At 39.5% G+C, this 19,072-nt stretch carries 20 protein-coding genes; 11 read left to right on the top strand and 9 right to left on the bottom strand.

What is annotated here, in order from left to right:
- Nucleotides 1-9 precede the first annotated feature (9 nt).
- Nucleotides 10-1,194: a GerAB/ArcD/ProY family transporter gene (locus BK583_RS03830; RefSeq protein ID WP_055736831.1), complete on the top strand. Its 1,185-nt coding sequence runs from the start codon at nt 10-12 to the stop codon at nt 1,192-1,194.
- 260 nt (nt 1,195-1,454) lie between these two features.
- On the opposite strand, the gene BK583_RS03825 is transcribed toward BK583_RS03830, so the two are convergent.
- The 5 genes from BK583_RS03825 to BK583_RS03805 form a co-directional block, all read right to left on the bottom strand.
- A complete protein-coding gene (locus BK583_RS03825) occupies nt 1,455-4,040 on the bottom strand; it encodes an ABC transporter permease (RefSeq protein ID WP_055736830.1) in 2,586 nt (861 codons plus the stop codon).
- Entirely contained in the window at nt 4,037-4,720 is a 684-nt protein-coding gene (locus BK583_RS03820; RefSeq protein WP_038483343.1) for an ABC transporter ATP-binding protein, read from the bottom strand. The genes BK583_RS03825 and BK583_RS03820 overlap by 4 nt, the downstream gene beginning before the upstream one ends.
- Before the next feature lie 65 nt (nt 4,721-4,785).
- Nucleotides 4,786-5,805: a sensor histidine kinase gene (locus BK583_RS03815; RefSeq protein ID WP_055736829.1), complete on the bottom strand. Its 1,020-nt coding sequence runs from the start codon at nt 5,803-5,805 to the stop codon at nt 4,786-4,788.
- Nucleotides 5,805-6,488, bottom strand: coding sequence for a response regulator transcription factor (locus BK583_RS03810; RefSeq protein WP_055736828.1), 684 nt, complete (start codon nt 6,486-6,488; stop codon nt 5,805-5,807). Before BK583_RS03810 ends, BK583_RS03815 begins: the two co-directional genes overlap by 1 nt.
- Before the next feature lie 105 nt (nt 6,489-6,593).
- Entirely contained in the window at nt 6,594-7,634 is a 1,041-nt protein-coding gene (locus BK583_RS03805; protein WP_055736827.1) for a serine hydrolase domain-containing protein, read from the bottom strand.
- Between the two features lie 104 nt (nt 7,635-7,738).
- Here BK583_RS03805 and BK583_RS03800 point away from each other — a divergent pair, with 104 nt between their 5' ends.
- Nucleotides 7,739-8,236 carry a GNAT family N-acetyltransferase gene (locus BK583_RS03800; RefSeq protein ID WP_055736826.1) on the top strand — a complete coding sequence of 166 codons (498 nt, stop codon included), beginning with the start codon at nt 7,739-7,741 and terminating at the stop codon, nt 8,234-8,236.
- Nucleotides 8,237-8,354: 118 nt separating this feature from the next.
- On the opposite strand, the gene BK583_RS03795 is transcribed toward BK583_RS03800, so the two are convergent.
- Nucleotides 8,355-8,975 carry a TetR/AcrR family transcriptional regulator gene (locus tag BK583_RS03795; RefSeq protein WP_236702436.1) on the bottom strand — a complete coding sequence of 207 codons (621 nt, stop codon included), beginning with the start codon at nt 8,973-8,975 and terminating at the stop codon, nt 8,355-8,357.
- Between the two features lie 171 nt (nt 8,976-9,146).
- On the opposite strand from BK583_RS03795, the gene BK583_RS03790 reads away from it, so the two are divergent.
- The 5 genes from BK583_RS03790 (at nt 9,147) to BK583_RS03770 (ending at nt 13,727) form a co-directional block, all read left to right on the top strand.
- Complete coding sequence (locus BK583_RS03790) at nt 9,147-10,625, top strand: MDR family MFS transporter (RefSeq protein WP_078440031.1); 1,479 nt, start codon at nt 9,147-9,149, stop codon at nt 10,623-10,625.
- A 453-nt stretch (nt 10,626-11,078) separates the two neighbouring features.
- The gene (locus BK583_RS03785; RefSeq protein ID WP_055736824.1) at nt 11,079-11,522 is read left to right on the top strand and encodes a VanZ family protein; all 444 of its coding nucleotides are present in this window, start codon (nt 11,079-11,081) and stop codon (nt 11,520-11,522) included.
- A gap of 73 nt (nt 11,523-11,595) precedes the next feature.
- A complete protein-coding gene (locus BK583_RS03780) occupies nt 11,596-12,288 on the top strand; it encodes a metallophosphoesterase family protein (RefSeq protein ID WP_055736823.1) in 693 nt (230 codons plus the stop codon).
- A gap of 281 nt (nt 12,289-12,569) precedes the next feature.
- Complete coding sequence (safA, locus tag BK583_RS03775; protein ID WP_038483363.1) at nt 12,570-13,196, top strand: SafA/ExsA family spore coat assembly protein; 627 nt, start codon at nt 12,570-12,572, stop codon at nt 13,194-13,196.
- A 99-nt stretch (nt 13,197-13,295) separates the two neighbouring features.
- Entirely contained in the window at nt 13,296-13,727 is a 432-nt protein-coding gene (locus tag BK583_RS03770; protein WP_055736822.1) for a hypothetical protein, read from the top strand.
- Nucleotides 13,728-14,031: 304 nt separating this feature from the next.
- Here the strand turns inward: BK583_RS03770 and BK583_RS03765 are convergent, their stop codons facing one another.
- Nucleotides 14,032-14,766 carry a hypothetical protein gene (locus BK583_RS03765; RefSeq protein WP_055736821.1) on the bottom strand — a complete coding sequence of 245 codons (735 nt, stop codon included), beginning with the start codon at nt 14,764-14,766 and terminating at the stop codon, nt 14,032-14,034.
- 164 nt (nt 14,767-14,930) lie between these two features.
- Between BK583_RS03765 and BK583_RS03760 the strand changes: the two genes are divergently transcribed.
- The 3 genes from BK583_RS03760 (at nt 14,931) to BK583_RS03750 (ending at nt 17,067) form a co-directional block, all read left to right on the top strand.
- Nucleotides 14,931-15,746 carry an MBL fold metallo-hydrolase gene (locus tag BK583_RS03760; protein ID WP_055736820.1) on the top strand — a complete coding sequence of 272 codons (816 nt, stop codon included), beginning with the start codon at nt 14,931-14,933 and terminating at the stop codon, nt 15,744-15,746.
- Nucleotides 15,747-15,840: 94 nt separating this feature from the next.
- Nucleotides 15,841-16,338: a L,D-transpeptidase family protein gene (locus tag BK583_RS03755; protein WP_055736819.1), complete on the top strand. Its 498-nt coding sequence runs from the start codon at nt 15,841-15,843 to the stop codon at nt 16,336-16,338.
- A gap of 84 nt (nt 16,339-16,422) precedes the next feature.
- Complete coding sequence (locus tag BK583_RS03750; protein WP_055736818.1) at nt 16,423-17,067, top strand: SGNH/GDSL hydrolase family protein; 645 nt, start codon at nt 16,423-16,425, stop codon at nt 17,065-17,067.
- Between the two features lie 81 nt (nt 17,068-17,148).
- On the opposite strand, the gene BK583_RS03745 is transcribed toward BK583_RS03750, so the two are convergent.
- Nucleotides 17,149-17,748: a hypothetical protein gene (locus tag BK583_RS03745; RefSeq protein WP_038483380.1), complete on the bottom strand. Its 600-nt coding sequence runs from the start codon at nt 17,746-17,748 to the stop codon at nt 17,149-17,151.
- A 282-nt stretch (nt 17,749-18,030) separates the two neighbouring features.
- Between BK583_RS03745 and BK583_RS03740 the strand changes: the two genes are divergently transcribed.
- Nucleotides 18,031-18,234 carry a cold-shock protein gene (locus BK583_RS03740; RefSeq protein WP_035395033.1) on the top strand — a complete coding sequence of 68 codons (204 nt, stop codon included), beginning with the start codon at nt 18,031-18,033 and terminating at the stop codon, nt 18,232-18,234.
- A gap of 45 nt (nt 18,235-18,279) precedes the next feature.
- On the opposite strand, the gene BK583_RS03735 is transcribed toward BK583_RS03740, so the two are convergent.
- Nucleotides 18,280-19,047: a nucleotidyltransferase domain-containing protein gene (locus tag BK583_RS03735; RefSeq protein ID WP_055736817.1), complete on the bottom strand. Its 768-nt coding sequence runs from the start codon at nt 19,045-19,047 to the stop codon at nt 18,280-18,282.
- Nucleotides 19,048-19,072 lie beyond the last annotated feature (25 nt).

Below are 19,072 nucleotides of genomic sequence, written 5' to 3'. Positions count from 1 at the left end.
ACGAATAAAATGAAATCGAATCATACGTTCACCGCTGTTGCGTATACGTTTATTGTTATTTATGCAACTTGTAGTACGGCTCTCCTTGGTATCCCTGCTACGCTGGCTTTTTTCGTTGGACAAGATGCGTGGTTATTCCCGATAATCGGAAGCCTTATCGGGATTCCGATCGTGTTTCTTTACACCATCCTTGCACGCTGGAATCCTAAAGGCACCATTTATCATATGAATGATTGGGTGTTCGGAAGAAAAGCTGGAAGAGTGCTGACTGCGCTATTTTTACTTTTTCCACTGTTTCATTTCCCTGCCATTGTTTCTTACAATGTTGGCTTTATTGGTAATTTCTTGCTACCAGGCACACCAGCATTTGTCATTTACCTCATCAGTATTCTTATTATTCTTTACGGAGTGTACTGCGGCATTGAGCCAATTGCTCGGACAGCTACATTAATTAGTGTATTTTTTATACCACCTTTACTCCTACTAATTGGTTTAAATGTACCTGATGTTGATGTAAAAATGTTGCAACCAATTATGCAAACAAACTTGTCTGACGGCTTGAATGCCCTTTCTTTTTTTATGGGCAATGTCGTTTGTAACGTTGTTATACAATTGACCATATTCCCTAGATACCTCACCTCAGCTAAAAATGGAGAGAGAGCTCTTTGGATTGGTTATTCGATTGGGTGTGCCATCCTGATCATTATGACTTTTCTTTGTATAACGGTTCTGTCTCCTGAAGTAACGAGCAGAGATTTTTACCCGGCTTTATCACTCGCGCAGCGAATTGAATTAGGTGAGTTTCTTGAAAGGATTGAAGCAACGATCACCATCTTATGGTTCATTTCCATCTACTTTAATTTGTTGCTCTACCTATTTGCGATAATGGAAGGCATTTCGCATTTATTTAAGTTAAAAGATAGTAAAGCACTTTTAATGCCTATGGGAATGTTACTTTTATTCATTGGTGTCACGATGTTTGATAGCGTTGTGCAAGAACGAGAATTCTATCGATTTGTCAGCATTCCACAGTCCATCCTCTCCGGCTTCGGTATTCCCTTACTTCTTGTTTGTATTGGAATCATAAAAAGAAAAAGAAAAAATTTACCTCTCTATCCAAGGTACTCAAAAAAACCCAGATCCTCAGGGACTGCTTCAACAAACATAAAAAGGGGCTGGGACAAAAGTAGATAGACAGACCAAAACGACGAACATTCCTGAAAATAGGAACGTTCGTCGTTTGTTTTATATGATAATGGGTGGAAGGAGAATCCGAAGACTCCTGGGGGATCAGCACGTGTCTGAAGACTCTGGAGTGGCGGTTTTCCACGGAGGAGGCTGAGGCCGTGTCCCCGAAAAGCGAAGGATTTTCCTGCAGCGGTGCTACTCAGCATAGTTTAGACTATTCGTCTTTTCAAATATTACTTTCAGTTATGTCCCAGCCTCTTTTTCACTTAGCTATTCTCTTGCTTCAGACCGTCAATAATACTTTCCTTCTTCATTTTCGATGAAGCATACATCATTGCAAGCGTAACAATCGCAAAAACCGCTATAATAACAGACACAATGGCGATCCATGGAAGTGTAAATGGATACGCAAAGCTTCTTACCATCGTGTGATACATGGCATACATAATCCCAAAACTAAGGGGTAAGCCAATCATTAACGAATGAATTCCATAAAACAAACTTTCATAACGAATCATTCTTCTAAAGGACTGTGGTGTCATACCAATGGAACGATACATGGCTAACTCTCTTTTACGTAAACCTACACCTGTTGAAATCGTGTTGATAATATTTGCAATGGATATGAGCGTAATGAGGGCGATGAATCCGTACGTAAATACACTAACGACAACTACCATCTGCAAATCACTTTCAACCCGTTCATAAAAATTGTATATCTGCCATTGGCCGTCACCTAGGGATTCAATGGCCGCTGTCGTTTCATTTGGTTCATCACTTTTCAAATAAAGAGTCTCGTAACCCACACTCTCATCTTCTATGTCTGCCAACAGCAATTCTACTGTTTCCGTTTCCATCATTAATACGAGATTCCCTAAATATACGTTACCAACACTTAACGGTCGTTCCGCAGTCAAACCAATTACTTCAACTGGCGCAAGCGGAGTCGTTACATTTACGTCATCCCAATCTTGATGAACCAATTGAATGGTATCTCCGATTGACGTATCGATCGCATTCGTCTGTACATATTGCCCTGCCTCATCGTCAGGGTATTGGATCGTTTCCAGCACGATTGCTGGCACCGTACTATCACCTCTCTGCTCACCAGTTTCAGTAGCGTTATCAAGAATGGCTTTATAAGACTCTTTATCTAAGCCAATTATGTCAACAGTATAATCAAATTCCTGAATTGTTTGTCCCCAGCTCTCGATGTCACTTTTCAATCGCTCAGGTAGTTGCTCTTCCCGTGCATCGCCTATAACTGTTACCGATGTAATGAATTGAGCAGCTTGAACATGCGCCATTACCTCTCCGTCCGTCAGTATATTCTCATAATCACGTTCCTCTGAATATACCGAGATATCGAATTGTGGATCTTGCTGGGTCATCATCATTGACTGTGTCATAGTTGAAGTGAAGAAGGTAACGGAAAGGAACAATATAATGCTCACAATTAATGAAAACACAGTAATATAATAGCGCTTTTTGTTTCGCTTTAAATTTTTTAATGCAAGCTCAGCCTCCGTGCCAAATAGCCATTTTGTTAGCTTAGAGGTTTTAAGCACTTTTTTCGTTAACTTTACATCATGCGTTTGACGAATGGCATCAATGGCAGTAATTCTCGATGCTCTTCTTGCCGGTACGTAACACGAGAAGAAAATCGTCACAATGGATATAGCCACTGCTGCTAAAATTGCTGTAGGGGTAACGACAGCATATAACTCTTGACTAATACCTAAAGTCGATTGAAACATGCCGTCAATGAAATGAAACGTAATAGCAATTCCCGTATAGCCTGCTATAAGACCAATTGGAATACTCATTGCCCCAATTAAAGCCCCTTCAAAATAAACAGAATTGCGCTTTTGCCTTTTGGTTGCCCCAACACTTGATAACATTCCTAGCTGTTGCGAACGTTCAGACACTGAAATGGCAAACGCATTAAAAATAAGCGAGATGGATCCAATGACGATAATGACTAAAATGATGGTGATGGCTGTATAAAGTGTTACTTGCAATTCATCGTTAAGGGTCAATCCATAATAGCGCAGCAGCTCATCATTAAAGCTTGCATCCTTCCCCAGCTCTTTGCTTAGGGTTTTCACATCTCCATAAAGAGAGCGATTGACATGGTCTGCAACAATAAGCCCTGCAGATGCCGTTCCAGCGACTAGCTCTTTCTCATCATACAAAGTGACGGCTGTATGAGCTCGTCCCCATGGTGATTCCCAAGAAGGCACTTCAATAAAACCCACGATTGTAAAATTACGTTCTCCTGTAATCTCTAAGGTTTCTTCATTGGGAATGTATTCACCGTCCGCACCATACGTTCCCTCAGGTAAAGAGTGCTCATCTAAGAAAATTCCCTGTTCATCAAAGCGGTCTCCGTACGTTAATGTGACTGTTTCACCAAGAGAAAACGCTTCTTCTACTGCTGTAGAAAGCACTAATTCTTTCGAGGAATGAGGTAACCTCCCCGATGAAAGCTCCATTGGAAAATAGTTCAACCCAGCTTCATTAAATTCATTTATAAATAGAAAAGGTTTATTTTCATCCGTCGATCTTGCGTCTTCCTCTACAAACCCTAATCGGTTATGAAGAATTAACTCACTCGTACGCTCAAATGTTCGTAGCGCTTCTACTTCGGGCCCACTCACATCTTCATACGCCACATGCCATTCACCAGTGTTTGATATTGCATTCCGTTGCAACAAATCCATCATAGAAGCAGCAATCGTTGTAACAGCAAAAATCATTGCCACAGAAATAATCGTTCCAAACAAAGTGATAATGGTACGTTTTTTGTTTTTTTGTAGATTTCGGATCGTTAGTTTATTAACGATGTTCATCGACCAGTCACCTCGTCACTGGCAATCGTTCCATCTTCAATTGTAATAATCCGATCTGCTTGTAAAGCGATCCGTTCATCATGAGTAATAACAATTAAAGTTTGCTTTAGTGAGCGATTAAAATATTTCAATAAGTCAATAATCTCTTTACTGTTTTTACTATCTAAATTTCCAGTTGGTTCATCGGCGAGCATAATCGCAGGATTGCTTACCAACGCTCTACCAATTGATACACGCTGTTGCTGACCACCAGATAGTTGATTCGGCAAATGATGCAATCGTTCCTCAAGCCCAAGACGACTAACCATCTCATTTAAACGTTCAGCTTCTACTTTATGCCCGTCTAGTAAGATCGGCAGCGTCATGTTCTCTTCAACCGTTAGAATAGGGATAAGGTTATAAAATTGATAAATTAATCCGATCTGTCTTCTTCGAAAAACTGCAAGCTGAGTTTCATTTAATTCATACATATTTGTTTGATCAACAAGAACGCTACCACTTGAAGGCCGATCAACACCACCTAATAAGTGCAAGAGTGTAGACTTACCAGATCCAGACGGCCCGATGATAGCAACAAATTGACCTTTCGTTACTGAAAACGACACATCATCAAGTGCCTTCACTGTGGTATCACCTTTTCCGTATACTTTAGACAAATTTTCTACTTTTAACATCTCCACGTTCATTCCCCCAGTAAACTTGTTACTCCAAGTATAATTGTCTAAAGTGACGGAAGCGTGACAGGTTAAGTGACAGTTTTGTCATGTTCACGGTGATGATAAAAACGAACAGTAAATACGGTCCCTTTTCGACTGGCCGATTCCACATGAATAGCCCCTTCTTGCTTAGTCACAATATGATAAGATAAAGCCAAACCAATCCCAACGCTTTGTTTCTGAGCGTTTGAACCTTGATAAAACCTTTTGAAAATATGAGGAAGATCCTTGTCCTTTATGGGCTCCCCACTATTATGAATCGCGATCTCTGTATACAGGATTGTATCTGTAACACTAATGGTTATAACCCCTTTTGTATCTGTATGTTCGACTGCATTTTTTACAATATTAATCAGTGCTTCCTTCGTCCACCGAACATCGACAACGATCTTTGCTTGGTAATCGCCAACTTTTTTTACAGCAAGCTGTTTATCTTGTATTTGAAAAGCGAGCGGGGAAATGGTTTCGTCTACTAAACGTTGAACCTCTACTGGCTCCTTTGAAAATGTTATCGCTCCTGCATCAATTTTTGATAGCTTAAGCAAAGACGTAACGAGCCACTCCATTCGAATCAACTGACTCGATACATTCCCTAAAAATTCTTCTTTTTTCTCCTTTGGGACGTCTTCCTGCGCCAATAAATCTGTCATAACAGTCATTGCTGTGAGAGGTGTTTTTAATTGGTGTGAGACATCGGCAAGTGCTTCTGCGAGCTTTACCTTGCTTTCATCAGCCTGTGCTTTTTTTTCCGATAACATTTGTGTCATTTTATAAATTTCGTTTTTTAAAATACTTAACTCGCCTTCATCATTATCACGAACATCAAGAGAAAACACCCCTCCAGCCATCTTTTGCAAGTAAAGAGAAAGGCGCTCCATTTCCTTATACCGCTGCCATGAATAGAGTAGATGAATAAATGTTACAATTCCTATGACCATTCCAGTAATCACAGCGAGAAGAATCGATTGTCGACTTACAACAATCGTTAAAACCATCCCTAATCCAACGATCCAACATGTACTATGTCGCAACTTTTTATTACGAAACATTACGAGCCTACCCGATACCCTAAGCCTCGAACGGTTACAATGAACGTAGGCTTTTGTGGGTCGTCCTCAATCTTTTCTCGTAATCGCTTAATACTAACTGTTAAAGTATTATCATGAACAAATTCACCGGCTGAATCCCAAATCATATGAAGCAATTGATCCCGAGATAATACTTGACCAATATGTTTAGCAAAAATCATGAGCAGCCGAAACTCTAGAGCCGTTACATGAATTTCCTGCTGCTGTTTATATACTTTCCCTTCTAGCGGATAAATTTCAATAGGTCCAAATGGATACATTTCTGTTCTCATGCTTTGACGTTCATACCTTCTTAACACCGTTCTTAAACGACTGACTAACTCCTTCACACGAAAGGGCTTGGTTATATAGTCATCTGCCCCCATATCTAACCCTTTCACAACATTCCCTTCATCATCGATTGCCGTTAAAAACAAAACAGGAATGTCACACTTTTGCTTAACTGAAGCACAAAGGTCATATCCTGATCCATCTGGAAGATTTAAATCAAATAGACAAACATCGATTGTCTTCACATGATGTTGGATAAATGAAGATGCTTTTTCCACTGTATGAAAAACGATGACGTCATATCCCTCTTGTTGAAGCGTATACTCTAACCCTGACACAATAATGAGATCATCTTCTACTAATAATAATTTCACTTAAAACGCTTCCTTTTTTGAAAAATGATGTCTCTTTCTTCATTATCCTATTACATCTCAACGATTACTACAATAACGTAAAAAGGACATAAAGATAAAGGCTCTTTACATCCCAATCGTTTCCGTTTTAATCAAATCATGTAGATCAGCTCGAATACGGCGAATCTCTTGATTCTCTCTACCAAAATGAACCCGATTCGTTAGCAAGATCACACGAAGACCATCTAGCGGGTCAAACCACATGCTTGTACCGGTAAAACCTGTATGTCCATACGAAAAGGATGTAAAATCCTTGCCACATGAAGCGTATCCGTAGTCTTTCATGATCCAACCTAATCCTCGACGCTCATTTAGCCCTTCTGTGCGACACTGCTTTGAGTCCTTTAGAATCTTCTCGCTAATGATGCTCGTTTTACCGACTCTACCATTCCCTTCAACCATACTCGCATATTTCTCGAGGTCCTCAATCGTTGAAAACAGGCCGGCGTGGCCACTCACCCCCCCAAAGAAACGAGCATTTTCATCATGAACGATCCCCTTTAAATAACGATTTGTAGTACTGTCCCATTCTGTGGATGCAAAGTGTCCTCCTGTAGGGTTGAACGAAGTCTGATTCATTGAAAGAGGTCGGAATAGTTGTTCATTCGCGAATGTGACAAGATCCGTTTTCGTCACATTTTCAACCAACTGTTGAAGGATTATAAAATTTAAATCGCTATAAATGACTCGTTTTCCTGGTGGGTTTACAAGAGCCATTGCGCCCACTTCATCAATAATCGTCTTAGCTTTCCCTTCATAAAAAGGAAAATGTGCCTGAAAACCAGATGTATGGGTAAGAAGATGTTCTAAAGTCATCAACTGTTTGTCTTCTGTAAAAGAAGGAAAAAAACGACTTATTTTTGTATCTAGACGTAGAAATTGCTTATCTATCAATCGAAGAACTAACGGTAGCGTGACGACTACTTTTGTTAAGGAAGCTAAATCAAAACGCGTCTGTATCGTCATTTTTTCTTTAACAGGACCATACGATGCATAGCCAAATGCCTCACGAAAAAGGGTGCGATCTTTTTTTGAAATGCTCAATACAGCTCCAGGTATCGCCTGATTATCAACCTCTTTTTGTAGATACCGTCTAACGTTCTTCATCCTACCACCTCTTCTTTTTAATGTTTACGCTTCACGTGTGTGAACAAGTAAAAGGAATTTAATGATTTTTACCGAATAATAAGTATGAGAAAGGCGGGATACATATGAGTGACATGCTTGTAGCTCTTTACTCTTTACCCGAGGAAACCATTCCGGCAAACCTTATTGTTCGTCGCGCTTTAGCACCAGAAAAAACAGTCGTCTTAGATTGGATTAAAGCGAATTTCAGTCAAGGTTGGGCAGATGAATGCGACGTCGCATTTAGTCGCGTGCCAGTATCATGCTTCCTCGCAATTCAACATGAACAATTAATTGGTTTTGCTTGTTATGACGCAACGCTAAGAAATTATTTTGGGCCAACTGGCGTCCACGAATCAGCAAGAGGAGCTGGAGCTGGTAAAGCTTTACTTGTGCGTACACTCCATACTATGAAGGACGCTGGCTACGGGTATGCCATTATCGGAGGCGTTGGACCAGCAGAATTTTACGAAAAAACCGTTGGTGCTATGCTTATCAAAGACTCTAGTCCAGGTATGTACAAAGGGATGTTAAAAAAACAAACGATTTCATCCATTCATTCGAAAAACTCGAACGTAAAATAGTGTGTTTCTTTCGTTTGAAAAACGCTCAAAGACAGATGGTTTATAAACCGTATCATTCATTGAATGGTCACGTACACCACTATTCAAAAAGCTCACCAACATAACTGCTGGTGAGCTTTTACTCTTGCTTCATTAATGGTGTAAGAATAGGCATCATTAGCGTATCAACAATACGTTCAATATATGCCCGATCAAATGGTTTTCCGATTAAGAAAATTCGATACGTAATTAAAGCGGGCCCAATATCAGCTAATAAATCTAAGTCCGTTTGTTTTAATTCGCAGCCTTCTTTAAAAAAGGGATTTACAATGGATTCAATCGTACGCCGATGGCGCTGGTAGAAATCATTGTGAAGCCCTTTTTCTAGTTCTTTGTTGTGGGGAATGGCCGACCCAATAGCAGTTAATGCTTTTTGATGATGCTCGTGATCACCTCGAAATACAAAACATAGTAAATCAATTAATTGATCACGTAACGTTTTAGTGAAATCTAGTTTTTGGCATAATGTCTTAAAAGGACTAATTGAAGCAGAGGCATCAATCACTAAAGCTTCCTTAGAGGACCAACGTCTATAAATCGTTGCTTTTCCTACTTTTGCTTTTGTTGCAACTGCTTCTATTGTTAAACCGTCATAACCGACTTCCGCCAGCATGGTAAGAGTTGCCTCCAATATCACTTGGTTTCGTGATAAATCCATTGGTCTGCCTCTTTTTATTTCTTCGTTTACATCCTCCGGCATCGTCAAGTTCTCGCTCCCCTCCCTTTCTAGCCTCTTCTGTTTCTTAGTGTAGCATTCAAAAATTCCCATGACAATTATTTATGAAACTGTTGCGTTTCGTAATTGTTGATGATAAGCTAATTTAGCTGAACAAAAGGGTTCAACTATTTATTTCATTAAGGGGGTATCATTATGGCAAGCGTTACTGAGGGTTCTGGTACAGCAAATGAATCAAACAAGCAAGCTATCAACCCAATACCTATTATTGCTGTTCTTCTTTCAGGTGCATTCGTTGCCATTTTAAGTGAGACGATACTTAACGTCGCATTAAATGCTATTATGGCTGACTTTGGCATTCAATCTAGTACAGCCCAGTGGCTTGTGACAGGATATATGCTTGTCATTGGGACGCTGATTCCTATATCCGCCTATTTTATGCAGCAGTTTACAACAAGGCAATTATTTATTACAGCAATGACATTGTTTTCTGCAGGAACATTGATTGCTGGTTTAAGCCCCTTCTTCCCTCTCTTACTTATTGGGCGCTTAACCCAAGCTGTGGGTACAGCTATTATGATCCCACTTCTTATTAACATTATTTTAGCTGTTATTCCAATCGAAAAACGTGGTGCCTCAATGGGTATGGTTGGCTTGGTGATCATGTTTGCACCGGCAATCGGCCCGACAGTATCAGGTGTCATCGTAGAAAATCTCTCTTGGCGCTGGTTATTTTTCATTATTCTTCCTATTGCATTAGGCTCTCTCTTATTTGGGATGAAGGTGTTAACCAACATAGCCGAAGTATCAAAACCCAAACTAGATATTCTTTCATTTTTACTATCGACACTCGGTTTTGGAGGAGTTGTTTACGGCTTTAGTGCCGCAGGAAAAGGAGATGCGAGCTTTGCAGACCCAGCTGTATTTACCTTTTTAATCGTCGGGTTTGTTTCTTTAGGAATTTTTGTCTTGCGACAGCTTAAACTTGAATCACCGTTATTAGATGTACGGGTATTCCGGTACCCTATGTTCACCATTGGTCTTCTTATGGTGATGATGGTCATGATGACGATGTTTGCGATGATGCTCGTTATGCCCATTTATATGCAAGGAGCTTTAGCATTTACGCCAATTATTGCAGGGCTTGTTATGCTTCCAGGTGGATTATTAAATGGGGCAATGTCACCTATCATGGGACGCTTGTTTGACAAATTCGGACCGCGTCCATTATTAATACCAGGAACAATTATTTTAGCAACAATTGTCTTTACGTATCGGTTTACGGTTCCTGGTGTACCGGTGTGGATCGTTATCGTCCAGCAAGCGATTCTTATGGTTGCTGTAGCGATGATTATGATGCCTGCGCAAACCAATGGCTTAAATCAAATCCCAGAGAAGCTGTATCCTCATGGAACAGCTATAATGAACACCCTCATGCAAGTATCTGGTGCTATTGGTGCGGCGCTTTTTATTTCTGTCATGGAGACAGGTCAGCAAAGTTATTTAAACGACCAAGGGACAACACCAGCTGAAGCGACAGAGGGTCAGGTTGTAGAAGCCTTAACATATGGATCACAACAAAGTTTTTCTACCGGGTTTTATTTAGCGATTCTGACCGTCATATTGGCCCTACTCGTTAAAAGAACCGCTCAAACAAAAAAGACAAATGCATAAGCATTTGTTTTTTTGTTTGTATAACAAATAAAACACCACTTCCATCTAAAATGGAAAAATAATTAAATTCCTACGGAAAGAAAAAAGAAACTGATTTGAACTAGACAGACCTTATACAGAAAAAGAAGGTAACGTTGTTCTTACAAGAAACCTGTAATGTTTATGTTACATGAAGACGTTAGTTACTTTACTATAGGTTTATGAGCAAAAATCATGACGGCTCAACCTATCGGAAGAAACGCTAGTTAGACGCATAACGCTAAGCTCGTCCAACAAACAATAGCTTCTCTAACAAGAAAAAAGCTATTTCTCAGGTTTTGGCGAAATGATTGTTTATTGCGAGAAATTGCTCATTTATTTCCTGGGGAATACCGTCGAACAGATTAACAAAGCGAGCTTCTCCGACAAAGTTTGTTATCATCCTGTCGTTTAATTACTTGAAAGGTGTTTTTTATGAAAAAAGTTAGTAGCTGGTGTGCTGTCGTTGTTTGGATGGCTGTCATTTTCTACCTCTCTCATCAACCTGGAAGCGAATCTTCCCATTTGAGCGGTGGAGTTCTTGAATTCATCCAAGCATTCATCCCTCTAGTTGATTTGTCTACAAATGAATGGATTCATACATTGGTAAGAAAAGGCGCACACCTTAGCGCTTATCTTATTCTTGGTGCGCTTTTTATGATTGCTCTTCATCATAGTGATCAAGGTAGACTGGGCAAACGAGCCATTGTAGCCTTTCTTTGTTGCTTTCTTTATGCTATTTCTGATGAAGTTCATCAATTGTTTATACCTGGTCGAAGCGGACAAGCTACTGACGTACTTATTGATAGCTTAGGTGCAGCAATAGGAATTGCGCTTTACTTAGCTATTTCAAAGGTCCGCAGAAGAAAAGCGTTTTAGCTAACAACCCATTTAGAACTACATGGTTCGAAATGATTTTTGCTATAATGAAAAGAAAAAGGACGGGTTCTATTTGAAGAATGTATTTGTGGTGGGGGATATTCACGGTTGCTTTGACGAACTCATTGAATTGCTACAGCATTGGGACAAGACTGAAGAGCAGCTCATTTTCTTAGGTGATTATATTGATCGCGGAAAAGACTCGCGAAAAGTACTTGAGTTCATTCAAAACCTTGTTCAAAAAGATGATGCCATTGCGTTAAAGGGAAATCACGAGCTAATGTTTATTGATTGGCTTAACGAATGGCAATCAGACCGTTTCGTACGTAACGGAGGAAAAGAAACCATCTACTCACTTCTAGGTACTGATACAGAAATTGATGAACGTCGTGCTGTTGCAGAGGCGTACCCTCAAACACTTCACTTTTTAAAAAATCTCCCCCTTTATTATGAGTGGGGTAACTATTTATTTGTTCATGCAGGAATTAATCCAACCCTATCCAATTGGAAACAAAATACTGAACATGACTTTCTTTGGATAAGAGATGACTTTCATTTTCAAACAAACCCTACTAATAAAGTTATTATTTTTGGACATACTCCAGTCCAAATGCTTCATCCTGAACCTATTAGTCAACCTTGGATCTCACCTTGCGCTACGAAAATCGGAATGGATGGTGGTCTTGTGTTTGGCGGGAAACTCTTTGGTCTTCGCCTATCTTCAGATGGTACATGTAAATGGTTTGAACAACAAAAACACGAATAGTTTTTTCTCAAGAAGCTTGGGTATTTCCTGAGCTTTTTTCACTAAAGGTAAAACTTAATTCATGCGCGCGAAAATAATTATTTAACTATTATGACTATAAGCTTTAATCTGGTAGTATCTTGTAAAAACAGACGTTAGACGTCTTTTTATAATTCGTATGTTACACTATTGTAAAGAAACTGAAACGAAACATCCTTTCTTCTCCATTTATACACATTCTTTCATAATCACCCAGCTCTCACCTCTTTTTTTTCTTATTATCCCCCCTTATAGTAAAGCTTATGAAAACATTACTTACTTTTTTCACAACCCTTTTATTGTCTGTCACTTTAGTCTATGGTTTTTCATCAGAAGCAAAAGCAGCGTCTACTCACACTGTTCAATCTGGTGATACAATGTGGAAAATTGCGGTTCGCTACCAAGTGGGGGTTCAAGAGATTATTGATGCGAATCCACAGCTTTCCAATCCAAATGTGATTCATCCAGGTCAAACGATTCAATTACCTAGTCAGCAATCACAAGGACAATCCATTGAAAAAGAAGTCGTTCGTCTCGTTAATGAAGAACGCGCTAAGCATGGTTTGCAACCTTTAAAAGAAAACTGGGAGCTTTCGCGTGTTGCTCGTTTTAAATCAGCTGATATGCGAGATAAGAACTATTTCAGTCACACATCTCCTACATACGGAAGTCCGCATCAAATGATTCGAGATTTCGGCATTCAATACCGTGCTTCTGGGGAAAACATCGCTGCTGGCCAAACATCCGCGCAAGCTGTGTTTCAATCATGGATGAACAGCTCGGGACATCGACAAAATATTCTATCTCCAACCTATACTGAAATTGGTGTGGGGTACGCAGAAGGAGGTTCTTATCGTCACTACTGGACGCAAATGTTCATTAGTCGATAAACAAAAGCGATTGTGGTCAACCACATCGCTTTTTTTATTTAGCTACATTGACGCATAGTCTTAATAGAATAGGAAAGAGTAAACAATGAGGTGGTAAAGATGCATTCTCAAATAAAAAGTGTACTTTTATTAATCGTATGTATATATATGGTTTGGCAGCCAGTTGCTATGGCAGCAACACCGATAGACGTTTTTTCCATAGACGAAGAAAAAGTCGTTTATCAAACAGAGGGAACCCCTCAAGCCCAGCATACAGCTCAACAATTGATTCAATCCATTGACGGCCTAGTAACGGCCATTAACCCCCTTCCCGCGTCAGGGTATTTAGTGAAAGTCACGTTTGACAAACCTTATTACGTGAAGAATTACTGGTTTCATGCAGCGGTTACGCAAGCAATCTTTGTGTATGACAAGGGTAATCCCAGCTCTGTTATGTTGATAAATGAAGAGAATCAATCTATATTCTTTACACTTAGTCGAGATGTTGAAGAACTTTTTGCTCTTATCCAGTTTAAACCTACTCTATCTTAAAATGATCAGTGTTTTAGGCGCTTGTCTTATTTTTCGAAATAGTAGGTGTTTGGTTGCTCAAAGCGTCTTCTCCTTACATATAGTGCTATTGTGAGCTTGACTTATTGCTCACGTGGATGAACAAAACTGCCAGCGTGATGAAAGTCTAACATGATAGAAAAGCCTGAAATCATTCCCCTCTTTTTATTGAAAAAGATTCCTTCTCGCTTTTATGTTATGTTGGAGCTTTTGACTATGCTACCCATCTTGCAAACTCATGTTAAAGGACCTCCTCAAAAAGGAAGCGAACCGCCTTCGCTTCCTTTTAATTTTGAACTCCTTCATGGTCAATCGCTTGAAGAAGGGTGACCTTTCGCTTACCATGTTTCAGGACTTTAAGACGACGAAATAAAGGGTGTTCAATCAAGGTGAATTTGTCGCTTACAACTGCCACAACGCCATCATGAGCTAAGACACTATAAACATTTTGAAGCATCTGCTTTACAGGTGAGAGGACATTTGTATCCCAGCTAACGAGCTCACCATAAGGGAGGTCGGTCATAACGATATGAATCTCTTCAAGCTTCGGTACATCTTTGGAGGCAATATTAAATTGAAAGATCTCTCCTTTTACTTCTCCTGTTTTGTCCAAATAGCTTTTTAAACGGTCAACACTTTTAAGTGCCTCTGCATGAGCACTCTTGTTAAATAGCAAGTAATCCTTTTCGAGCTTTCTTTTCCGTTGTGCTAACCCTTCATACGTAAGTAAACGGAGGTTTGATTGTCCTGTTTCAATAATCGTTTCATTACTGTCTGATCCATATAACGTTTGAATAGAACCACCATGTAAGAATCCAATACCAGTAAGAAGATGCGCGCCACCACAACAAGGGTCATACACGTTTAACTGGGAGGGCCTTTGAAGATAGGAACGGCTTATTTGGAAAATCTCGCTTGTTAAGCGTATCGGAAATCCTGTTGACCCTGGCGCATTATAGAGAACACGGCCACTTGAAAAATCACTAAAATCTCTTTTAATTGTTTCGTAAGTAAATTGCATCGTTGCTCAAAACTCTCCTCTTCACTCATTTCATTTTTTACGGTAGCTTTTTCTTTCCGTTCATCTTTATGTATTTGTAAAATCGAGTAATTTCGGCTATAATCCCACTATAAAATGAATCATTGTTCATTTTTGATTTTATAAAAGTGGGGTTGTCTTTTTTCATGTTTAAAAAAAGGATAAACGAACAATTTAGGAACAATGTCCATATAGCAGAAGGAAACGTAACGTTCCATCAGATACAGTTAAACACAATCAGTTTCGCTACAGACGGCATTATCATTGACGCCGCCGCCGCTTCTGTTAAATCCCTCTTTACGCCATTTTGGGAAAAACACAAAGTCGATGGGCTGTATTGTACCCATATACATGAGGATCATACTGGATGCGCATCTTGGTTTGAAAAAGAAAAAGGTGTTCCAATCTTTTTAAGTGATCGCTCGGGATCAGAAGCAAGACGAAAAGGCTCCTACCCGCTATACCGACGCTTTTATTGGGGTACCCGCCTATCTTTTAATCCCATTTCTATGCCAGAAAGCTTTGAAAGTAGGACGTCTAAATGGCGAAGCATCCCTACTCCAGGTCACTCTTATGATCATATGTCACTTTTAAATGAATCAACAGGCCAACTTTTTTCAGGTGATTTATACGTGCAAACAAAAACAAAAGTCGTTATGAAAAGCGAATCCATTCCAACAATTATTGATTCTTTAAAAAAGGTTCTTCAATTTGATTTTGACGACGTTTTTTGTAGTCATGCTGGCTATTTGCCAAGAGGAAGAACTCAACTCCTTAATAAACTACAGTATTTGCAAGAAATTCAAGAAAGAGTATTAACGTTACATAAACAAGGTCTTACTGCTAAAGACATCCAAAGACGTTTATTTTCACGAACATACCCCATCACGTTTTTTTCCTACGGTCAGTGGGACTCAAAGCATATTATTACATCTATATTAACAGAAGCTTCTTCTTCATAAGTCTAAATAAAAAGATCTACACCTCATTTAATTTGTCGTCTTTTCCATATAAGCAACATACATTGACTAAAACGTTTCAATGAGGTGATCTTTTTTGTATACACATATCGTTCAACCTGGAGAAACTTTATACACGATAGCGAATGATTTTCGAATTGATCTTACTACGTTACTAACAGCTAATCAACTACACCCTTCTAGTCAGCTTCTTATTGGGCAAACAATCGACATTCCTACATTGCCAGACCCACAATCCATTTCTTACAGCATACACGTGTCCTTAAACCAGCACACGCTATCACTTTACCACAATGGGCAACTCGTACAACAGTATCCAATTGCAGTAGGTAAAATGCTCACGCAAACCCCCACGGGCACTTATGTCATTGTAAATAAAGCACCAAATCCAGGAGGTCCATTCGGTGTGATGTGGATGTCTTTATCAAAACAACATTACGGAATTCATGGAACAAACGATCCGTCTTCCATTGGGCGATCGGTTTCTCACGGCTGCATTCGAATGTACAATCAGGACGTAACACAACTAGCCGCAACAATTCCAATAGGAACACCTGTCACGATCTCACCTTAAGTAGTCTTATTTTCACGATCTATGATTGAGTTTTACCTTTCGTTCTATTAAAATTATTCTAAAAAATAGAAGTGAGGGGAACTTATGTCGGCTATCCAAAGCGAACGCATTCTTTTTATTGGTGACTCGATTACAGAGTGTTATCGAAGCGAAAAAGAACATCACTCTAACCAATTAGGTTACGGCTACGTTTCTTTTATTTATGCCCTTTTACAAGCAACATACCCTAGTAAGCATTATAAAGTATCCAATAAAGGCATTGGTGGCAACACCATTCGCGACTTACAAGAGCGCTGGCAGAGGGACGTTTTATCCGTTAAACCGGATTTACTCTTTATCATGATTGGTATAAATGATGTTTGGCGTCAATTCGACCAACCTTCTACTATTTCTGAACATGTATACCCAGACGAATTTATCGAAACCTATCGCCATCTCGTCCAGCAGTCATCAGCTAAGAAGATTTTTCTATTGTCACCCTTTTATATTCAAAGTGAAAAAGGTGACCCGATGCGAAAAATGATGGATCATTACGGAACGCTGACAAAGTCAGTTGCCCAATCATGCAACATCTCATTTATTGACCTGCAAAAACAAACATTTGATCCGTTAATGCAGGGACTAGACGACATTGAAATTGCTCAAGATCGTATCCATCCTTCCTCTGTGGGTCATATGGTGATAGCGAGAACGATTTTAACGCATTTAGACTATAAATGGGACAATTAAAAAACGTTGAAGTACTCTCATGGTGGGAGTACTTCAACGTTTGGCTTTTTAAAGAAATAACGGCATCATCAATAGGCTATTTTAGCTTGCTAACTTGAAAGAGAGTTCGATCTCCTCCGATAGTTGATCGCCACCTAAATCGGTGCTTGGTCCATTCATAGTTAACGTTAGTTCATTTACGCCTTGAATAGATTCGAGTGGGAATAACAAACGAACTTCCTTTGTATCACCCTCTTCAAAATGAGGCTCAATATCATCACTCAATACAAGACTTGCTGTTTCAACCGCTTCCCCAGTATTCGCTTTTAAACTCGCTTCTCCATATGGGACATACATCGACTCATCAGAAGAATTCTCTATTGTTATCATCATTTCTACATAGTCAATCGTTTCATCTCCTGTTGTTGCTGCAACAAAACCTTCTAAATCAGCCATACCAACATCAATTTGATTTATTGTCATTTCAACTGGTCCATCTGCGTTGGCTGTAACATCGGTAAAGCGTTCATAAATCGAAAATGTTCCCTCTTCTCGCTCTTCCTCCTCTAACACCGTTTCATACTCCGTTTCGTTTTCATTACTTGTGTCTTGTTCTGTTTCTTCTTCGAGGGTACCCTCACTATTACAAGCAGATGCCATAAGAAGTGCAGCAGTGATACCACTAAATAACCACTTATTCATTTGAGAAACCTCCATAAAAAACCGTTTGTACATGATCCTAACACACTAAAAAGAAGCTTGTAATGCCAGACACGTAAATGTTAATTAATCGTAAATGGTTTATTATAGAAAGGTGGTTTTTTCATAAAAATACCGAAAAGGCTTGCAAAAACAGAAACCATCTGGTAAGATTAAGATTGCTTATTTTTGTTCGTGTAATAGCTTAAGTCTTTCGTCTTGAGTTTCGCTTTGAGCAAGGATAGGAATACAATTGTGCGAATAACGCACTAGGAGGCAACAACAATGGAAACAGGTACAGTTAAGTGGTTCAACGCAGAAAAAGGATTCGGCTTCATCGAGCGCGAAGGTAACGACGATGTATTCGTTCACTTCTCAGCGATCACTGGCGAAGGCTTCAAGACGTTAGAAGAAGGTCAAAGAGTTTCTTTCGAAATCGAAGATGGCGCACGTGGCCCTCAAGCTGCTAACGTAGTTAAAGAAGGTTAATCTTCTTTCTATAAAAACAGACTCGGACATCCGAGTCTGTTTTTTTTATGTTAATTCATTTATCATACGCTCCCAAAAACGGATGACTTGACTGTTGTATCCAAATTCGTTATGTAGCCAAGGCAATTCTTGTTCCATGATGGACAACATAATCTCCACTGCTTTTTGATGGTCTTCTGGTGTGGAACAGTCCATCGCTTCAATAAAAGGTTTTACAATCGTGACTGGCGCATCCCGTTCTAAAGCTTTTATACCAAGCTGACCTCGTTCTGGCGCATAATGATGAAGCAACACTTTTGCCAATCGTGCGTGGACATAACTGAGCAGATGGGCTGCCCAAGCATGACTCCCTCTTTGGTTCGCTTTATAATATTGAAACAAGAACCAAGCAACATCATACGCTTCATCATAAAATTCTTGTTCCGTTAACACTAATGTTTGGCTAATTTTAAACTTATCCATAAGATCGTTAGGATCATAGACAACCGTAAAAAAGTCTTTAGTCACAAATGATTTTTCTGTTACAGTGTAAAGATCCACGTGCAAGAGATCATCATAAACCGCTATAATCTGTGGCGCGATAATAAAGAGATCCTCATGAAACAGCAGCTCTCTATAGGCCGATAAATGGTTTAACCGATCTTCCATAAATGCCTGTTGATCTTCTTCTCGAACAAGAACATATAAATCAACATCAGAATGCGCATCATGTTCGCCCCTTCCCATCGAACCCTTTAAAAAGACCGCTTCCACTCGCTTATCTGCTTTAAGACTTTCCGTAATCGTATTTACAGCCGTTTCTTGCCTATCCATTTCATCCCTCCTGCTTGCTTTACTC

This window comes from Shouchella oshimensis (assembly GCF_002019765.1).
GTDB classification, from domain to species: Bacteria; Bacillota; Bacilli; order Bacillales; family Bacillaceae_D; genus Shouchella; species Shouchella oshimensis.
The sequence above is the reverse complement of the archived record's forward strand: the minus strand, read 5'-3'. Positions and strand labels throughout refer to the sequence as shown.

Excerpts from the sequence above, each read along its gene's own strand:
- BK583_RS03830 (WP_055736831.1), top strand. The coding sequence starts at position 10 with ATGAAATCGAATCATACGTTCACCGCTGTTGCGTATACGTTTATTGTT.
- BK583_RS03825 (WP_055736830.1), bottom strand. The coding sequence starts at position 4,040 with ATGAACATCGTTAATAAACTAACGATCCGAAATCTACAAAAAAACAAA.
- BK583_RS03815 (WP_055736829.1), bottom strand. The coding sequence starts at position 5,805 with ATGTTTCGTAATAAAAAGTTGCGACATAGTACATGTTGGATCGTTGGA.
- BK583_RS03805 (WP_055736827.1), bottom strand. The coding sequence starts at position 7,634 with ATGAAGAACGTTAGACGGTATCTACAAAAAGAGGTTGATAATCAGGCG.
- BK583_RS03800 (WP_055736826.1), top strand. The coding sequence starts at position 7,739 with ATGAGTGACATGCTTGTAGCTCTTTACTCTTTACCCGAGGAAACCATT.
- BK583_RS03795 (WP_236702436.1), bottom strand. The coding sequence starts at position 8,975 with ATGCCGGAGGATGTAAACGAAGAAATAAAAAGAGGCAGACCAATGGAT.
- BK583_RS03790 (WP_078440031.1), top strand. The coding sequence starts at position 9,147 with ATGGCAAGCGTTACTGAGGGTTCTGGTACAGCAAATGAATCAAACAAG.
- BK583_RS03785 (WP_055736824.1), top strand. The coding sequence starts at position 11,079 with ATGAAAAAAGTTAGTAGCTGGTGTGCTGTCGTTGTTTGGATGGCTGTC.
- safA (WP_038483363.1), top strand. The coding sequence starts at position 12,570 with ATGAAAACATTACTTACTTTTTTCACAACCCTTTTATTGTCTGTCACT.
- BK583_RS03770 (WP_055736822.1), top strand. The coding sequence starts at position 13,296 with ATGCATTCTCAAATAAAAAGTGTACTTTTATTAATCGTATGTATATAT.
- BK583_RS03765 (WP_055736821.1), bottom strand. The coding sequence starts at position 14,766 with ATGCAATTTACTTACGAAACAATTAAAAGAGATTTTAGTGATTTTTCA.
- BK583_RS03760 (WP_055736820.1), top strand. The coding sequence starts at position 14,931 with ATGTTTAAAAAAAGGATAAACGAACAATTTAGGAACAATGTCCATATA.
- BK583_RS03750 (WP_055736818.1), top strand. The coding sequence starts at position 16,423 with ATGTCGGCTATCCAAAGCGAACGCATTCTTTTTATTGGTGACTCGATT.
- BK583_RS03745 (WP_038483380.1), bottom strand. The coding sequence starts at position 17,748 with ATGAATAAGTGGTTATTTAGTGGTATCACTGCTGCACTTCTTATGGCA.
- BK583_RS03740 (WP_035395033.1), top strand. The coding sequence starts at position 18,031 with ATGGAAACAGGTACAGTTAAGTGGTTCAACGCAGAAAAAGGATTCGGC.
- BK583_RS03735 (WP_055736817.1), bottom strand. The coding sequence starts at position 19,047 with ATGGATAGGCAAGAAACGGCTGTAAATACGATTACGGAAAGTCTTAAA.